Source organism: Pseudomonas sp. UBA5706 (genome assembly GCF_002419965.1).
Classification (GTDB): domain Bacteria; phylum Pseudomonadota; class Gammaproteobacteria; order Pseudomonadales; family Pseudomonadaceae; genus Aquipseudomonas.
Genome location: NZ_DIHC01000004.1, coordinates 87,244 through 102,688 on the forward strand (window position 1 = coordinate 87,244; position 15,445 = coordinate 102,688).

At 61.0% G+C, this 15,445-nt stretch carries 13 protein-coding genes; 8 read left to right on the forward strand and 5 right to left on the reverse strand.

All coding sequences use genetic code 11. From position 1 onward, the window contains the following. Nucleotides 1-435 precede the first annotated feature (435 nt). The 5 genes from B3I26_RS02655 (at nt 436) to dctM (ending at nt 5,939) form a co-directional block, all read left to right on the forward strand. Complete coding sequence (locus B3I26_RS02655) at nt 436-1,635, forward strand: CaiB/BaiF CoA transferase family protein (RefSeq protein ID WP_296254834.1); 1,200 nt, start codon at nt 436-438, stop codon at nt 1,633-1,635. Between the two features lie 136 nt (nt 1,636-1,771). Next, nucleotides 1,772-2,596: an HpcH/HpaI aldolase/citrate lyase family protein gene (locus tag B3I26_RS02660; protein ID WP_296254836.1), complete on the forward strand. Its 825-nt coding sequence runs from the start codon at nt 1,772-1,774 to the stop codon at nt 2,594-2,596. A gap of 327 nt (nt 2,597-2,923) precedes the next feature. Further along, the gene (locus B3I26_RS02665; RefSeq protein ID WP_296254838.1) at nt 2,924-3,919 is read left to right on the forward strand and encodes a TRAP transporter substrate-binding protein; all 996 of its coding nucleotides are present in this window, start codon (nt 2,924-2,926) and stop codon (nt 3,917-3,919) included. 104 nt (nt 3,920-4,023) lie between these two features. Beyond that, nucleotides 4,024-4,656, forward strand: a complete 633-nt coding sequence (locus B3I26_RS02670) for a TRAP transporter small permease (RefSeq protein WP_296254840.1) — start codon at nt 4,024-4,026, stop codon at nt 4,654-4,656. Then, nucleotides 4,656-5,939, forward strand: coding sequence for a C4-dicarboxylate TRAP transporter large permease protein DctM (dctM, locus tag B3I26_RS02675; RefSeq protein ID WP_296254842.1), 1,284 nt, complete (start codon nt 4,656-4,658; stop codon nt 5,937-5,939). The genes B3I26_RS02670 and dctM overlap by 1 nt, the downstream gene beginning before the upstream one ends. 733 nt (nt 5,940-6,672) lie before the next feature. On the opposite strand, the gene efeO (B3I26_RS02680) is transcribed toward dctM, so the two are convergent. From efeO (B3I26_RS02680) to B3I26_RS02700, 5 genes are all read right to left on the reverse strand, one after another. Beyond that, entirely contained in the window at nt 6,673-7,494 is an 822-nt protein-coding gene (gene efeO / locus B3I26_RS02680) for an iron uptake system protein EfeO (protein ID WP_296254844.1), read from the reverse strand. Nucleotides 7,495-7,521: 27 nt separating this feature from the next. Beyond that, nucleotides 7,522-8,844 (reverse strand): iron uptake transporter deferrochelatase/peroxidase subunit, encoded by a 1,323-nt coding sequence (gene efeB, locus B3I26_RS02685; RefSeq protein ID WP_296254846.1) that lies wholly within the window; start codon nt 8,842-8,844, stop codon nt 7,522-7,524. 63 nt (nt 8,845-8,907) lie between these two features. Beyond that, entirely contained in the window at nt 8,908-10,119 is a 1,212-nt protein-coding gene (efeO, locus tag B3I26_RS02690) for an iron uptake system protein EfeO (protein WP_296254848.1), read from the reverse strand. An 8-nt stretch (nt 10,120-10,127) separates the two neighbouring features. Next, on the reverse strand, nt 10,128-11,000 hold the full coding sequence (gene efeU, locus B3I26_RS02695) for an iron uptake transporter permease EfeU (RefSeq protein WP_296254850.1): 873 nt from the start codon (nt 10,998-11,000) through the stop codon (nt 10,128-10,130). A gap of 283 nt (nt 11,001-11,283) precedes the next feature. Continuing rightward, nucleotides 11,284-12,177: a LysR family transcriptional regulator gene (locus tag B3I26_RS02700; protein ID WP_296254852.1), complete on the reverse strand. Its 894-nt coding sequence runs from the start codon at nt 12,175-12,177 to the stop codon at nt 11,284-11,286. A 147-nt stretch (nt 12,178-12,324) separates the two neighbouring features. Here B3I26_RS02700 and B3I26_RS02705 point away from each other — a divergent pair, with 147 nt between their 5' ends. Genes B3I26_RS02705 through B3I26_RS02715 form a run of 3 tightly spaced genes read left to right on the forward strand, consistent with a single transcriptional unit; the run spans nt 12,325 to nt 15,308 of the window. Further along, the gene (locus B3I26_RS02705) at nt 12,325-13,629 is read left to right on the forward strand and encodes a CitMHS family transporter (protein ID WP_296254853.1); all 1,305 of its coding nucleotides are present in this window, start codon (nt 12,325-12,327) and stop codon (nt 13,627-13,629) included. Further along, entirely contained in the window at nt 13,630-14,988 is a 1,359-nt protein-coding gene (locus tag B3I26_RS02710; RefSeq protein ID WP_296254855.1) for an acyclic terpene utilization AtuA family protein, read from the forward strand. It abuts the gene before it with no gap. After that, nucleotides 14,985-15,308 (forward strand): AtuA-related protein, encoded by a 324-nt coding sequence (locus B3I26_RS02715; protein ID WP_296254857.1) that lies wholly within the window; start codon nt 14,985-14,987, stop codon nt 15,306-15,308. Before B3I26_RS02710 ends, B3I26_RS02715 begins: the two co-directional genes overlap by 4 nt. The last annotated feature ends 137 nt before the right edge of the window (nt 15,309-15,445 follow it).

Genomic DNA, 15,445 nt, shown 5'->3' on the forward strand with positions numbered 1-15,445 from the left:
CCCGCGATCTGCCGGGCACCGGCAGTAAAACCGGTCACCTCGGTTGTGTCATGCACACCGAGGACCCTGGGTTTACTACCGCTTCGCGGCAGATCGCGGGACAAGCCACGCTCCTACGGGGATGTGCAGAGACATCGAACATGATCGTTCCCACGCTCCGCGTGGTAACGCCTCCCCCCATATGTTTCGCGTCTGTGGCAGTGACGCAAAGCGCCAAGGGATGCATGCCTACCTAGAGCGTAGGGACGATCAGGGATTTCAGGCTAAGGCCAAGCGTTGTAGGAGCGTGGCTTGTCCCGCGATCTGCCGGGCACCGGCAGCACACCGGTCACCTCGGTTGTGTCATGCACACCGAGGACCCTGGGTTTACTACCGCTTCGCGGCAGATCGCGGGACAAGCCACGCTCCTACAGGGAATGTGGAGAGGCATCGAATATGAATCAACAATCCCCCCGTCCACTGGACGGCATTACTGTCATCAGCCTGGAACACGCCATCGCGGCGCCGTTCTGCACCCGGCAGCTGGCGGACCTGGGCGCCCGCGTGATCAAGGTCGAACGTCCTGGCGTCGGCGATTTTGCTCGCGGCTACGATCAGCGCGTCGATGGTCTGGCGTCGCATTTCGTCTGGACCAACCGTTCCAAGGAAAGCCTGACCCTGGACCTGAAGCAGGATGAGGCGGGTGACATTCTCGAATCGCTGCTGGGCAAGGCCGATGTCTTGGTGCAGAACCTGGCGCCGGGTGCTGCGGCGCGCATGGGCCTGTCCTTCAACGCACTGCATAAGCGCTTTCCCCGGCTGATCGTCTGTGACATTTCCGGTTATGGCGAAGGCGGCCCGTATGAGAAGAAGAAGGCCTATGACCTGCTGATCCAGAGCGAGGGCGGTTTTCTCTCGGTGACCGGCGGGCCGGGTGAGAACGAGATGGCCAAGGCCGGTTGTTCCATCGCTGACATCGCTGCGGGGATGTACGCCTACACCGGCATCCTCTCGGCGCTGATGCTGCGGGACAAGACCGGGGAGGGCAGCCGCATCGACGTCAGCATGCTGGAAAGCCTGGTGGAGTGGATGGGCTATCCGATGTATTACGCCTACAACGGTGCGCCGCAACCGCCGCGAGCCGGAGCTTCGCACTCGACGATCTATCCGTATGGGCCGTTTCCTACAGGCGGTGGCGGCACGGTCATGCTCGGTCTGCAGAACGAGCGCGAATGGGCGCTTTTCTGCGAAAAGGTGCTGCTGGACAAGGCGCTGGCCACCGATGAGCGCTTCTCGGCGAACTTCAAGCGCTCGGAAAATCGTGAGGTGTTGCGCCAGATCATTGTCGACGGCTTCGCGGGGTTAAGCGTGGACGATGTCGTGGCCCGGCTTGAAGAGGCGCAGATCGCCAATGCCCGGGTCAACGACATGCACGGCGTCTGGGAGCACCCGCAACTCAAGGCCCGCGACAGCTGGCGTCAGGTCGACAGCCCGTCCGGGCCACTGCCATCGTTATTGCCTCCTGGGCGCAATACCGCCTTTACCCCGCGCATGGACGGCGTACCGGGGTTGGGGCAACACACGCAAAGCATTCTCGCGGAGCTGGGAATTTCAGCCCAGGAACAGGCGCGGATGGCGGCAACGGGGGTGGTTTAAATTGTTGCTTGGCTGTGCACGGTGGGAGCGAATTCATTCGCGATGGGGATTCACAGCCGATGAATCTACGTCGGCCGCATTTCCCTCTCGCCAATCAACTCGCTCCTACCAAAAACTATTCTCAAGGATATAAACCATGCCCTCATCCGTCGTCCGCTCCGCACTGTTCGTGCCCGGTAGCCGGCCCGAGCGTTTCGCCAAGGCGCTGGCTGCTGGCGCCGATGCGGTGATCGTCGATTTCGAAGATGCCGTCGAGGAGCCGCTCAAGCGTCAGGCCAGAGACAATCTCGCTGCGTTTGTGCAGGACAACCCCTCGGCTGCGCTATGGGTGCGGGTTAACGCCCCGGATCACCTGGAGCACGCGGCGGATCTGGCCTTTTGTAAACGGCATGCAGGTGTTGTGGGTGTGCTGCTGCCGAAAGTCGAAAAAGCTGCCCATGTGGCTGCTGTCTGGGAAACCGGCAAACCCGTCTTGCCCATCATCGAGAGTGCCAAGGGGCTGTTGGCGCTGGCGTCTATCGCACACGCCCCGGGGGTCGAGCGCCTGTCGTTCGGCGGGCTGGACCTGGCGCTGGACCTGAGCCTGAACACGGGCACCGAGGCGGCGCAGTTGTTTCTTGATCAGGCGCGCATGTCGGTGCAGCTGCACTCCAGAGGCGCTGACCTGTTGCCGCCGCTGGATGGCGTGCACCCGGCCATTGGCGATCCTGAAGGTCTACACCGCGCGATTCGGCATGCCTATGACATGGGCTACGGCGGCGCGCTGTGCATTCATCCCGGGCAAGTGCCGGTGATACATGCCGCGCTGGCGCCGAGTGCAGCTGACTTGAGTTGGGCGAAGCGGGTAGTAGACGCCAGCACAGCCGCTAACGGCGCTGGCGCGTTTCAGCTCGACGGGCAGATGATTGATGCGCCCGTGCTGCTACGCGCCAAGCGCTTACTGGCGCTCGCCGCAGAGTGAATCAGCACCTTATGACAACGCCGGTAAACCTGTGGGAGCCATCTGGAGCTGGGCGACAGGGGCGAAGGCGGTGGGCCAGGCAACAGTGATTTGACTGAAAGATCGCGTTCGCTGCCGTCGTAACCTCCGGCGTCTCCTATAGAGATACCTCTCCCACGTGGATGGCGTCCGGAAGGAAACAGCGTTCGGCCATACCGAACGCGGTCTTACATAAAAGCTGATTCTCTAAACACACTGGGTTGGGCATCGTTAGCTCGCACAACGCTCAAGATCCACCCATGGCTCCTATAAAACCAAAGCTCCTACAAAAATAAAAAGGTGATATCGATGTTGAAGCTGACCAAGGCGCTTTTCTGCGCCGCTGCAGTGTCCATGGCCGGCATGGCCTGCGCTGATCCTATCGTCATCAAGTTTGCCCACGTGGTTGCGGAAAACACGCCAAAAGGCCAGGGCGCCTTGATGTTCCAAAAACTGGTTGCCGCCGATCCGGCCTTGAAAGACAAGGTTAAAGTCGAGGTCTACCCGAACTCTTCGCTCTTCGGCGATGGCAAGGAAATGGAAGCTCTGTTGCTGGGCGACGTGCAAATGCTTGCCCCCTCCCTGGCCAAGTTCGAGCAATACACCAAAGCGGTTCAAATCTTCGACCTGCCCTTCCTCTTCAACGACCTGGCCGCAGTGGATCGCTTCCAGCAGGGTCCGCAAGGCAAGGCGTTGCTGACTTCGATGGACGACAAGGGCATTCACGGGCTGGCCTACTGGCACAACGGCCTGAAGCAATTGTCGGCGAACAAAAAGCTGCTAGACCCCAAGGACGCTCGCGGCCTGAAATTCCGCGTGCAGGCGTCCAGCGTGCTGGAAGCGCAGTTCGTGGCGCTGCATGCCAACCCGCGCAAGATGAGCTTTGCCGAGGTGTACCAAGGGCTGCAGACCGGTACGGTCAACGGCACCGAGAACACTTGGTCGAACTACGAAAGCCAGAAGGTCAACGAAGTCCAGCCATTCTTCACCGAATCCAACCATGGCCTGATCGACTACATGGTGATCACCAACGCCAAGTTCTGGAACGGACTGCCGGCTGACGTGCGCGACGAACTGCAGAAGATCATGGATCAGGTCACGGTCGAGGTGAACAAACAGGCCGAAGCGCTGAACCAGACTGCCAAGCAGAAGATCATCGATTCCAAAACCAGCGAAATCGTCACACTGACGCCTGAGCAGCGCGCCAAATGGCGTGAAGTCATGAAGCCGGTCTGGGACAAGTTCTCCGATGAAATCGGTGCCGACCTGATCAAGGCGGCGGACGCCTCGAACACCGCGCCTTGATTCCGCGAAAGGCAGTTTGATCGATACGGGCAGTGATGCCTGCGTGGCCACCCGATTTTCTTTGCAGAGAGGGGGTGGCCGCTCTCTATGTTCGGAGAATGCTTATGCAATCGCTGACGCGACTCTGGGAGCACCTGGAGGAGGGCATGATCGCCTTCCTGCTGGCTGCCATGACGCTGGTGACTTTTGTCTACGTGGCGCTCAACAACATCTACACCCTGTTTTATTCGCTGAGTGACAAGTGGACGTTCAGCAGTGAGTTCTTTTCATTTCTGGGCGACCACACGATGGAATACGCGCAGAACATGACCTGGAGCGTGGCCCTGACCAAAGCGCTGTTCGGCTGGCTGATCTTTTTCGGCGTCTCCTATGGCGTGCGCACGGCCGGTCACCTGGGGGTCGACGCGCTGGTGAAAATGACCAGCAAACCGGTTCAGCGCCTGCTCGCGCTACTCGCGTGCCTGTGCTGCATGGCCTACGCCGGCCTGTTCCTGGCGGCCAGCTACAAATGGGTCAGTGCCCTGTTCGTCGCCGGTATCGGCGCCGAGGACCTGGATCGCTACGGCGTGAAGGTGGCGTACATCGCCGTCATCGTGCCGATCGGCTTTACCCTGGTCTTGCTGCGCTACCTGGAAATTCTCTACCGCATTTATACCCATCGTCAGCTCGGCCTTGGCCTGGCCGATGAAGCGGCAGAAGCAAGCAAACTGGCCAATCCTGATGAGGAGCAACGCTGATGACGGTCATCTGTCTGTTCCTGCTGCTGTTCGTGTTCATGTTTCTCGGGGTGCCCATTTCTATCGCGCTGGGCCTGTCCGGCGCGGTATCAATTCTGCTGTTCAGCCCGGACTCACTGAGTTCGCTGGCGATCAAGCTGTTCGAAACCTCCGACAGCTACACCTTCCTGGCGATCCCGTTTTTCCTGCTCTCCGGCGCGTTTATGACCACCGGTGGCGTGGCGCAGCGGCTGATCGATTTCGCCAACGCCTGTGTGGGGCACATTCGTGGTGGCCTCGCTATCGCGGCGGTGCTGGCTTGCATGTTGTTCGCTGCGCTGTCGGGCTCTTCACCTGCGACCGTGGCGGCCGTGGGGTCGATTGCCGTGGCCGGGATGGTGCGCTCGGGCTACCCGAAGGAGTTCGGCGCCGGGATCATCTGTAACGCAGGGACCCTGGGAATTCTGATTCCGCCGTCAATCGTGATGGTGGTCTACTCGGCGGCGACCGAAACCTCGGTGGGCAAGCTGTTCATCGCCGGTATCGTGCCGGGCATTCTGTTGGGCGTGGCCTTGATGGTAGCGATCTATATCGTTGCGCGCGTCAAGAAGCTGCCTGCCCAGCCGCGTGTCAGTTTCCGTCAGTGGTTGCACACTGCGCGTCGCGCCTTTTGGGGCCTGCTATTGCTGGTGATCATCCTCGGCGGCATCTACAGCGGCATGTTCACCCCGACCGAAGCGGCGGCGGTGGCGGCAGTGTACTCAGCATTCGTGGCGCTGTTCATCTACAAGGACATGCGCTTTCGCGATTGCCCGAAAGTGCTGCTGGAGTCCGGTCGCCTGGCGGTCATGCTGATGTTCATCATCTCCAACGCGATCCTGTTCGCCCATGTGCTGACCACCGAACAGATCCCGCAGGAAATCACCAACTGGGTGATCTCCGAAGGGCTGACGCCAATCGGTTTCCTGATCATGGTCAATATCGTCTTGCTGGTGGCAGGCAGCTTCATGGAGCCGTCGGCGATTACCCTGATTCTGGCGCCGATCTTTTTTCCGATCGCCATGAAGCTGGGAATCGACCCGATTCACTTAGGCATCGTGATGGTGGTGAACATGGAAATCGGCTTGGTGCATCCGCCGGTAGGACTGAACCTGTTCGTGACATCGGCGGTTACCGGCCTGACCCTGGGGCAGACCATCCGTGCAGCCCTGCCGTGGTTGTCTATCCTGTTGTTGTTTCTGATTCTGGTGACCTACGTGCCATTCATCTCGCTGGCCTTGCCCAACTGGCTGGGCATGCCATAAGGGCGCTGAAGCCTGTACCCGAACTGTGAGCGCAGTGCCTTGGCCCTCGTCGACGTTAAGTCTTCGGGGGCTTTTTTATGGGGAAGGGTTCGCCACCGCCTCAGTCTTCTTCGCGATTCCGATTCTGCCCGAAGGGCGTAGGAGCAAGCTTGCTCCCGATCTGGCGCGCAGCGGCAGCAAAATCAGCCACCGCGGTGTGTCTGGCACAACCTAGGTGCAGGGATTTGCGACTGCTGCGCAGCCGATCGCCTGCAAGCAAGGCTCCTACGCCCTGCGGGCAGAAGCGTGGTGCGTGAGTGCGGTTGGCCGTGGACGGCTCCTACGCCTTGCGGGCAGGAGCGTGGTGCGTGAGTGCGGCTGGTCGTGGACGGCTCCTACGCCCTGCGGGCAGGAGCTTGGTTGCGCGATTCCGGTTCTGCCCGCAGGGCGTAGGAGCAAGCTTGCTCGCGATCTGGCGCGCAGCGGCAGCAAAATCAGCCACCGCGGTGTGTCTGGCACAACCGAGGTGCACGGATTTGCGACTGCTGCGCAGCCGATCGCCTGCAAGCAAGGCTCCTACGCCCTGCGGGCAGAAGCGTGGTGCGGGATTGCGGTTGGCCGTGGACGGCTCCTATGCCTTGCGGGCAGGAACGTCGTCGCGGGAATGCCGGTGGGGCCTGGCGTGGGGCAGTGTGTCGTGTATAAAAAAGCCCGGTGCCGAAGAGTCGGCAACCGGGCTTTCATCGCTTTTGACTCAGTTCAGACCGAGTTTGCCACGCAGTTGTGACAGGTCTTCAGCCAGGGTGTTGACCGGGCCAGCCAGCGCCTTGCGATCGTTTTCCTTGACCTTGTCGTAGGTCTCATAGCCGCTGTCCTTGGTCTTGTACTTGGCCAGGATCTTGTCCACGGTGGCGAAGTTCTTCTCGACCTTGGCCACGAATGCCTTGTCTGTTTTTTCCAGTTGCGGCTTGAACAGGTCGACGATTTTCTTCGAGCCGTCTACGTTGCCTTGGAAGTCATACAGGTCGGTATGGCTGTAGCGGTCTTCTTCGCCGGACAATTTGGTGGCTGCCACTTCTTCCATCAGGGCGGCAGCGCCGCCCACCACTTTTTCTGGCGGGAAGGTCATGCCGTCGATGCGCGACTGCAGTTCCTTGACATCGGCCAGCAGCTTGTCGGCGAACACGGCCTGATCCTTGGTGGTGTTCTGCGAGAACAGCGCATATTCCAGGCGATGGAAACCGGTGAAATCTTCAGCCGTGACGCCTTTCTCATGGTCATCGACACGGGAGTCGATGGACGCGTCCAGGTCGCTGAACAGCTCGGCAATCGGCTCGATGGACTCATAGGAGATGCGCGTGGTCGGGAACAGCTTCTTGGCCGTTGCCACGTCGCCTTTCTTGACGGCGTCAGTGAATTTGGTGGTGTCGGTGACCAGCTGGTCTACCTTTTCGGAGACGTAGATTTTGTAGTCCGAAATCGGTTGGACCAGATCAAGCGGTGCCGTCGCCGCGAACACGGACGGGGTCTGCAACAAGCCAAGGGTAACCAACAGCGCGAGAGGCGACTTTTTCATGGAGCTCTTCCTGTGAGGTAAGGGTTGTCAGGCAGTTTTTGTTTTTACAGCGGAGGCAGCAGCCAGCAACGAGCGGCCGATGAAATCGTTGTCGTCCACCACACCCGGCAGCGTGAAGAAATAACCGCCGCCGACCGGCTTGAGGTATTCCTCCAGCGGCTCGCCATTGAGACGGGTCTGCACGGTGATGAAGCCTTTTTCAAGGTCAGACTGGTAGCAGATGAACAGCAGTCCCATGTCCAACTGGCCGTTCTTGTTCACGCCGTTGGAGTAGTTGAACGGGCGGCGCAGGATCAGATTGCGCTGGCTTTCCGGGGTGCGCGGATTGGCCAGGCGGATGTGCGAATCGAGCTTGGTGATCTTGCCTTCCGGGTCTTTGTGGTAGTCCGGCACGTCGGTTTCGGCTTTGCCGTCCATTGGCGCACCGGTGGTCTTGACCCGGCCGAAGATTGCTTCCTGTTCCTGCAACGGCGTGCGGTCCCAGCGTTCGACGAAGTTGCGGATGATCCGCACCGCCTGATAGCTGCCATTGGCGGCCCACGCCGGCTCATCGCCGCCGGGCTGGACCCAGACCAGTTCGTTCATGGCCTTCTGGTTGTTGGAGTCGGGGTTGGCAGAGCCGTCACGGAAACCCAGGAAGTTGCGCGCACTTTCAGGTGGTTGGCCCGGCTTGAGCGGTGCCTGCGCCGGCACGGTGCCTTCCTGTTTCCAGCGCACCAACAGCAGATCCGGCAGGTTCTTGACGATATCGCGCAGGGCGTGAATGTTGCTGTCCGGGGCGTTGGAGCAGAACTGGATGCTCAGGTCGCCGTGGCAGCAGGCCGCTTCCAGCGCGTCGTTGGGGAAGCCAACCATGCGTTGCAGGCGTTTGGGTTTGACCTGTTCCAGACCGAAGCGCTCATCGAACAGCGAGTCGCCCACGGACACCGTGATGGTCAGGTTGTCCGGGGTCACCACCGGGCCGAGAATGCCGGAGTCCAGCGGCGGCAGCTTCGGATCGACCTGCGGCACTGCGCCGCCGGTCATCAGGAACGCGATACGCTCGTTGAGGGTGCGGAACAGGCGCTCCAGGTCATCGCGATCCTGGGCCAGCACGTCAAAGGCTACCATCATCCCAGCGGTAGGCCGCGGGTTGACGATGCCGCTTTGATGAACACCGTGGAACGCGTTGTGATCCTGGGTCTTTTCGCTTTTCGGCGCTTCGGTCACCTGCGCTGGTGCGCCGGTGGCCGCGAGGGCATTGCCGCTCAGGCTCGCACCGGCGATGGCAGCACCGGCTGCGCCCAAACCCACCAGAACACGGCGGCGTTCAGCGCAAATAGGGGCGTTGGATGAATCTGAATCTTTCATGTGAATACGTCTTCGCTCGGGTTTCAGGGCCGGGCGGGCGCATTGGCACCCGCCTGGGCACGCTTACAGGCCGGTGAGGCCCAGGGCCGGATCGATTCCATCGAGTGCATCGGCCAAAGCCTTGGCCTTGTCTGCGATTTGTTTTCGTTGTTCGGTGCTGACCTGGTCATACAGTTTGAAGCCGTCGCCGGTCTTGAATGCCAGCAGTTGGTCGTCCACCGCGGTGGCCGCGTCGTCGATCTTTTTCAGCACGTCGCCGGAGTTCTTGGCCAACAGCGGACGCAACAGGTCGATGACCTTGCGTGTGCCCTGAAGGTTGGCGGCAAAACCTGTGAGGTCGATGTGGCTATAACGTTCTTCTTCACCGTTGCTACGGATCTCGGCCAGGCTGCGGATGTTGCGCACGACCATGCTCGCCAGTTGCTCAGGGGCAATGGACTGCGCCAGCAATTGGGTCTTCAGCGCGGCGAGGTCTTTTTGCAGCTTCTGGACCACGGGGGTCAGGCCTTCGACCGACTTCTGCGAGAACAGGCCGAACTCGATGCGGTGGAAGCCGCTGAAGCCTGGATCCTCTTCACGTTTTTCGAAGTAGTCAGCGCGGGCGTTGATCGCGTTGTCCAGCTCGGCCAGACGCTGTGCGGCAGGGGCGATGCGCTGATAGGCGGCACGGGCCGGAACATAAGCCTGCTGCGCTGCATTCAGGTCGCCGCTTTCAATGGCTTGCTGCAGATCGTTCACGGCGCGGATCAGCGCGCTGCTCTGGGTGCTGAGGTACACGCGGTATTCGGACAGCGGGCCGATGAACGCGACCATCGAAGGACGGGCCTTGGCGGCGGCATCGGATTCGGCGGTCGGGGTGACGTGCAAGGTGCCACGTGGGTTGCTCAGCAGGCCGCAGGTAATCGCATAGTCGCCCGGTTGCAGGTTGGCATTGATGACCTGGCTCAGGCCCGGCGCGATGTTTTCACGTTCCTCGATCACTAGCACGCCGTCGAGGATTTCCCATTCAACGGCGCGCTCGGAGGCGTTGACGATGCGGAAGGCGTTCTTCCCGGCCGGCACGGTGAGCGCGTTGGGCTCGCAGTTTTTGGCGTGGATGGTAACCACGGTTTCGTTACCGCTGTTGGCGATGCGCTTTTTCTGTGCAGCCTGGGAAGCGAAATAGAACATGGCGCCTGCCGCGATCATCAGAATCACCGAGCCTGCGACGGCGAATCGCAGGGCGCGGGAAGGCTGGGCTTTCTTCGGAGGAAGGCCGGAAGGACTGCTGGTCATGATTGCCCTTATTTATTCGTAACTGAGGAAGTGTGGCGGCCGTGTTCATGCGCTGGGCGGGTAGGCAGACTTACTACCCGCGGTTGCGGCAGGAAGAACAGCACCAATGCGAACACCAGGTAGGCCAGGTAAACGGTCAGCACGCTGACGGTCGGCGCATCCTGATAGCCGAACATGCCGGCCAGCACCGAGCCGGTCGGACCGTCCATCGGCAGGGTCGCGCTGATGTCGAAGACCACGGTCTGGAAGTGGTTCCACAGCCCGGCCTCATGCAACGCCTGCACCGAATTGGCCAGGATGCCTGCTGCCACCACGAGGATGAACAGGCCGGTCCAGCGGAAGAAACGGCTGAGGTTCAGACGCATGCTGCCACTGTAAATGGCAAAGCCGATGGCCACTGCGATGATCAGGCCGAGCAGGGCGCCCAAGGGAGCGCTGGCCCCCTCGCTTTGCTGGAAAATCGCCAGCAGGAAAAATACGGTTTCCAGGCCTTCGCGGGCCACGGCGAAAAACACCATGCCGATCAGGGCGTAGGTCTGGTTTTTCGAGCCGGCGAGGGCCGCGTCCAGCGAGGCGTGCAGTTCATGCTTGATGGAACGCGCGACCTTGCGCATCCAGAACACCATGGAGCTAAGAATGATCACCGCGAACAGGCCCACCAGGCCCTCGAACAGTTCCTGCTGTTTCTGCGGAAATTCGGCGCTGACCATCTCCAGTCCGCCGCCGACGAACAGGGCTAGGGCACAGGCGAGGAAAACGCCGATCCACACCGCTGGCATCCACTCGCCGCGGCCGGTCTGTTTGAGGTAACTGGCAATGATGCCAACGATAAGCGCGGCTTCAATCCCTTCGCGCAACATGATCAAAAAAGGAACGAGCATTTATCACCGGTGTAGATCTGATAAGGTGTGCGGCGTGAACGCGGTCGCAAGCCATTCGCATTCAGCCACTGTGTAACATAATGATACTCATTATTGAATGCGCGTACCGGTTTTTTTGCTTTTTTCAGGATTGTGCATTTGTAGTGGCGGCGAGCGTCGAGCCGTAAGCTAGAAGAAAGATGGCCGCGCGTCAGAACTGATACCTTTCCAGCGTAGATCCTCGTGCACCTTGGCTTGCCAGCGATAGCTATCGTGGGATCGGCAACGCTTGCGAGCCCAACTGCTACAGGCGGGTTGGCGACAGTTCCCGCGTCATGATTTCCACGAAGCGCTGCGCCGCTGGGCTCAAGCCGAAGCCCGCCCGGGTGATCAGCCCGATTTCCCGACTCACTCCCGCATGCTCTATTCGCAGTTGCACCAGTTCGCCTCGTCCCTCATCAGCCGATTCGGGTAGCAGCGTCATCCCCAATCCTTGACGCACCAGTGCCATGACCGTCGACATGTAGTTCGCTTCCAACCCCGGGGTCAGCACCAGGCCATCGTCGGCGAACACTTGTTCCACCCGCTCGCGCACGCTGCTGTCGCGGCCGGTGAGGATAATCGGTTCGCCGACCAGCTCTGGCAGCGTTATGGACCGACGTGCCGCCAGCGGATGATTCGCCGGTACGAACAGACTTAGACGGTCAACCATCACCACCTTAAAGTCCAGCCCTTGGCGGGTTCGCGCTCTGACTCCCAGGCCAAAGTCGACTTCGCCCTCACGCACCAGCGCATCGATGCGCTGCGCCACCACGTCGCGCAGACGCAACTCAACGCCGGGGAACTGTTCGCGAAAGGCCTTAAAGATCGGCGGCAATGTCCCCGAGCAGAGGGAGGGCAGGGCGGCGATGGTCACCACGCCCCGGCGCAAGGCCGCCAGATCCCGCGAGCCGCTGACGATATTGTCCAGATCGAGCAGCAGTTTCTCCATCGGCCCTCGGTTGCTCTGCCCGGCGGCGGTCAGGCTGACCTGCCGTGGGCTGCGTTCGAGCAGGGCGACGCCGAGCCATTGTTCCAGTTGCTGGATTTGTACGGTCAGCGCCGATGGCGACAGGTTCAGCTCGACGGCCGCCTTGGCAAAGCTGCCGCTATCGGCCACTGCCAGAAACGCACGGATGTGCTGGATTGAGTTTTTCATCGGCTGTGGTCCTTTCGATAGTTCGGTTTTTCCGAACGCAGGGCAGTGAACATTTCAATTTACAAAGCTTATCCCGGTTTCGATACTCGCTGAAAACAACAACAGCTCGTTCCGCCGCCCGCCGGTGAGGAATGACAAGGACCGCCCATGCTCGCCACTCTCGGTGTCATCACCATTCTTTGTTTGCTCGCTGCCGTCATGAGCAAACGCCTTTCGCCTCTGGTTGCCCTGATCGCCTTGCCGATCATCGCTGCGCTGCTCGGTGGTTTCGGGCTGCAGACCAGCGCATTCATTATTACCGGCATCAAGAACGTTGCGCCTGTGGTCGGCATGTTTGTGTTCGCCATTCTGTTTTTCGGGGTGATGACCGACGCCGGCATGCTCGACCCGATCATCGACCGCATCCTGCGCACCGTCGGCACGCGTCCTACGCGGATTGTCATCGGGACCGCGTTGCTGGCGCTGCTGGTGCATCTGGACGGCTCGGGTGCGGTGACCTTTCTGGTAACTGTTCCGGCGATGCTGCCGCTGTACACGCGACTGGGCATCGATCGACGCATCCTGGCCTGTGTAGCAGCAATGGCTGCAGGGGTGAATTTCCTGCCGTGGACCGGTCCGGTGCTGCGCTCCTCGGCGGCATTGCATGTGCCGGTGGCCGAGCTGTTCCAGCCGCTGATTCCAGTGCAGATCGTCGGTCTGGCCTTTGTCTTCATCAGCGCCTGGGTGCTGGGGCGTCGTGAAGAGACGCGCCTGGGGCTGGGCCGCGATCAGGAGACTGGCACCAAAGTCGATGTGGTGCCCGAGCGGGTATTGAGCGAGCAGGAAGAAGTACTGCGCCGCCCGCGGCTGTTCTGGCTCAATCTGCTGCTGACTATCGTGGTCATGGCCGTGATGATCGCCGGCTGGGTCGATCCGGTGGTGATGTTCATGGTCGGCACCGTGCTGGCGCTGTGCATCAACTACCCCAATGTCGACGCGCAACGCGCCCGCATCGATGCTCACGCCAAGACCGCTTTGACCATGGCCAGCATTCTGCTCGCTGCCGGCGTATTTACCGGCATCATGCAGGGCACCGGCATGCTCAAGGCCATGGCTGAAGTGGCGGTGGCGCAGATTCCTGCCGGCCACGGCAAGCTGATTCCGATGGTGGTGGGCTTCCTGTCCATGCCGCTGAGCATGCTGTTCGACCCGGATTCTTTCTATTTCGGCGTCATGCCGGTGATTGCTGAAGTTGGCCGTGCGCTGGGCGTCGATCCGTTGCAGGTCGCTCAGGCCTCACTGCTGGGCGTGCACACCACCGGTTTCCCGGTCAGCCCGCTGACGCCTGCGACCTTTCTGCTGGTGGGGTTGTGCAAGGTCGAACTGGCCGATCACCAACGCTTCACCATCCCGTTTCTGTTTGGCGCATCAGTGTTGATGACCCTCACCGCACTGCTGCTGGGAGTGTTTTGAATGAAGACGTTACGCATTGGCTCGGGAGCTGGTTATTCGGGCGACCGTATCGAACCTGCGGTGGAACTGGCTGATAGGGGCGCGCTGGATTACCTGGTATTCGAATGCCTGGCCGAGCGCACCATCGCCTTGGCGCAACAGGCGCGGCTGGCCAATCCCGAGGCCGGTTACGACCCTTTGTTGAGTGAGCGCATGCGCCGCGTGCTGCCGTTCGTGGCCCGTGGCCGTGAAGCCGGGCAGAGACGCTTGCGGGTGATCAGCAACATGGGCGCCGCCAATCCAATGTCGGCGGCCCGGGAAGTACGGCGGATAGCGGCAGAGCTTGGGCTGCACGGTTTGAAAGTCGCGGCGCTGACCGGGGATGACGTGCTCGCGCAGTTGAATCCCGAACAGATGCTGGATAACGGCGCGACGGTCAAGTCACTGGGTGAGCGCCTGGTCTCGGCCAATGCGTATCTGGGGGCGGATGGGATCGTCGAAGCCTTGCAGGCCGATGCCGATGTGGTGATCACCGGGCGTGTGGCTGACCCTTCATTGTTCCTGGCGCCGCAGTTGCATGAATTCGGCTGGGCGCAGGACGACTGGACCAGGTTAGGACGCGGCACGCTGATCGGTCATCTGCTGGAGTGCGCGGGACAGATCACCGGTGGCTATTTCGCCGATCCTGGGGTGAAGGATGTCGCGGATCTGGCGCGTCTGGGCTTCCCGCTGGCCGAGGTAAATGCCGAGGGCAGTGCGGTGATCAGCAAGGTGAAGGGTTCCGGCGGACGCATCGACACCGCCACCTGCACCGAGCAGATGATTTACGAAGTGCATGATCCCAAGGCCTATCTCACGCCGGACGTGACTGCGGATTTTTCCGGCGTGTCGTTTAGCGTGGTGGCACCCAATGAGGTGCGCGCCCAGGGCGCAGAGGGTCACGCTCGTCCACAGACGCTGAAAGTTTCGGTGGGGTATCTGGACGGCTGGATCGGTGAGGGCCAGATTTCCTACGGCGGGCCGGGGGCATTGGCCCGTGCGCGGCTGGCGCGGGAGGTGGTGCTGGAGCGGTTAAAGATCACTGGCGTGCTGTTCGACGACGTGCGCGCGGAGTTGATCGGGGTCGATTCGCTGCACGGTGCCGAGCTGGGTTCGCGTACGTCGGGCGAACCTTGGGAAGTGCGCCTGCGGGTGGCCGGTCGTTGCGCTGACAAAGCCCAGGCGGTGCGCATCGGCAACGAAGTGGAAACGCTTTATACCAACGGCCCGTATGGCGGCGGCGGGGCGACCAAGGGTGTGCGTCAGGTGGTGGCGGTGGCTTCGCTGTTGTTGCCCCGGGACGCGGTCACACCGCAGGTTCATCTGGAGGATGCATCGTGAGTGCAGCCAAATTGCGTGAACTGGCCCATTCGCGAACCGGGGACAAGGGTGATACGTCGAACATCTCGGTGATCGCGTTCAACACGTTGGATTATCCGCGTTTGCTTGAGCAACTGACCGCCGAGCGCGTGGCGGCGCACTTCGCTGAGCTGCTGGATCCGCAGGCGGGTGCTGTGCGGCGGTACGAGTTGCCGAATGTGCATGCGCTGAATTTCGTGTTGCCGGGCATTCTAAAAGGCGGCGTCACCCGATCTTTGGCGCTGGATGCTCATGGCAAGGCGCTCGGCGCGGCGTTGCTGGATATCGAGATCGAGTTGTAAGCGCTCTTGCCCAAGGCGCGCCACCTGCGTTCGGTCTACTGAGGATTGTCGCTTCCCCGCCTATGGGCGCTGCGGGTTCACTGTCTGCATGACGCAGAGCGTCGATGGGTGCATTACCACGCAGAGCGTCACTAGTG

Excerpts from the sequence above, each read along its gene's own strand:
- B3I26_RS02670 (WP_296254840.1), top strand. The coding sequence starts at position 4,024 with ATGCAATCGCTGACGCGACTCTGGGAGCACCTGGAGGAGGGCATGATC.
- B3I26_RS02660 (WP_296254836.1), top strand. The coding sequence starts at position 1,772 with ATGCCCTCATCCGTCGTCCGCTCCGCACTGTTCGTGCCCGGTAGCCGG.
- dctM (WP_296254842.1), top strand. The coding sequence starts at position 4,656 with ATGACGGTCATCTGTCTGTTCCTGCTGCTGTTCGTGTTCATGTTTCTC.
- efeO (WP_296254844.1), bottom strand. The coding sequence starts at position 7,494 with ATGAAAAAGTCGCCTCTCGCGCTGTTGGTTACCCTTGGCTTGTTGCAG.
- B3I26_RS02655 (WP_296254834.1), top strand. The coding sequence starts at position 436 with ATGAATCAACAATCCCCCCGTCCACTGGACGGCATTACTGTCATCAGC.
- B3I26_RS02710 (WP_296254855.1), top strand. The coding sequence starts at position 13,630 with ATGAAGACGTTACGCATTGGCTCGGGAGCTGGTTATTCGGGCGACCGT.
- efeU (WP_296254850.1), bottom strand. The coding sequence starts at position 11,000 with ATGCTCGTTCCTTTTTTGATCATGTTGCGCGAAGGGATTGAAGCCGCG.
- efeB (WP_296254846.1), bottom strand. The coding sequence starts at position 8,844 with ATGAAAGATTCAGATTCATCCAACGCCCCTATTTGCGCTGAACGCCGC.
- efeO (WP_296254848.1), bottom strand. The coding sequence starts at position 10,119 with ATGACCAGCAGTCCTTCCGGCCTTCCTCCGAAGAAAGCCCAGCCTTCC.
- B3I26_RS02705 (WP_296254853.1), top strand. The coding sequence starts at position 12,325 with ATGCTCGCCACTCTCGGTGTCATCACCATTCTTTGTTTGCTCGCTGCC.
- B3I26_RS02700 (WP_296254852.1), bottom strand. The coding sequence starts at position 12,177 with ATGAAAAACTCAATCCAGCACATCCGTGCGTTTCTGGCAGTGGCCGAT.
- B3I26_RS02665 (WP_296254838.1), top strand. The coding sequence starts at position 2,924 with ATGTTGAAGCTGACCAAGGCGCTTTTCTGCGCCGCTGCAGTGTCCATG.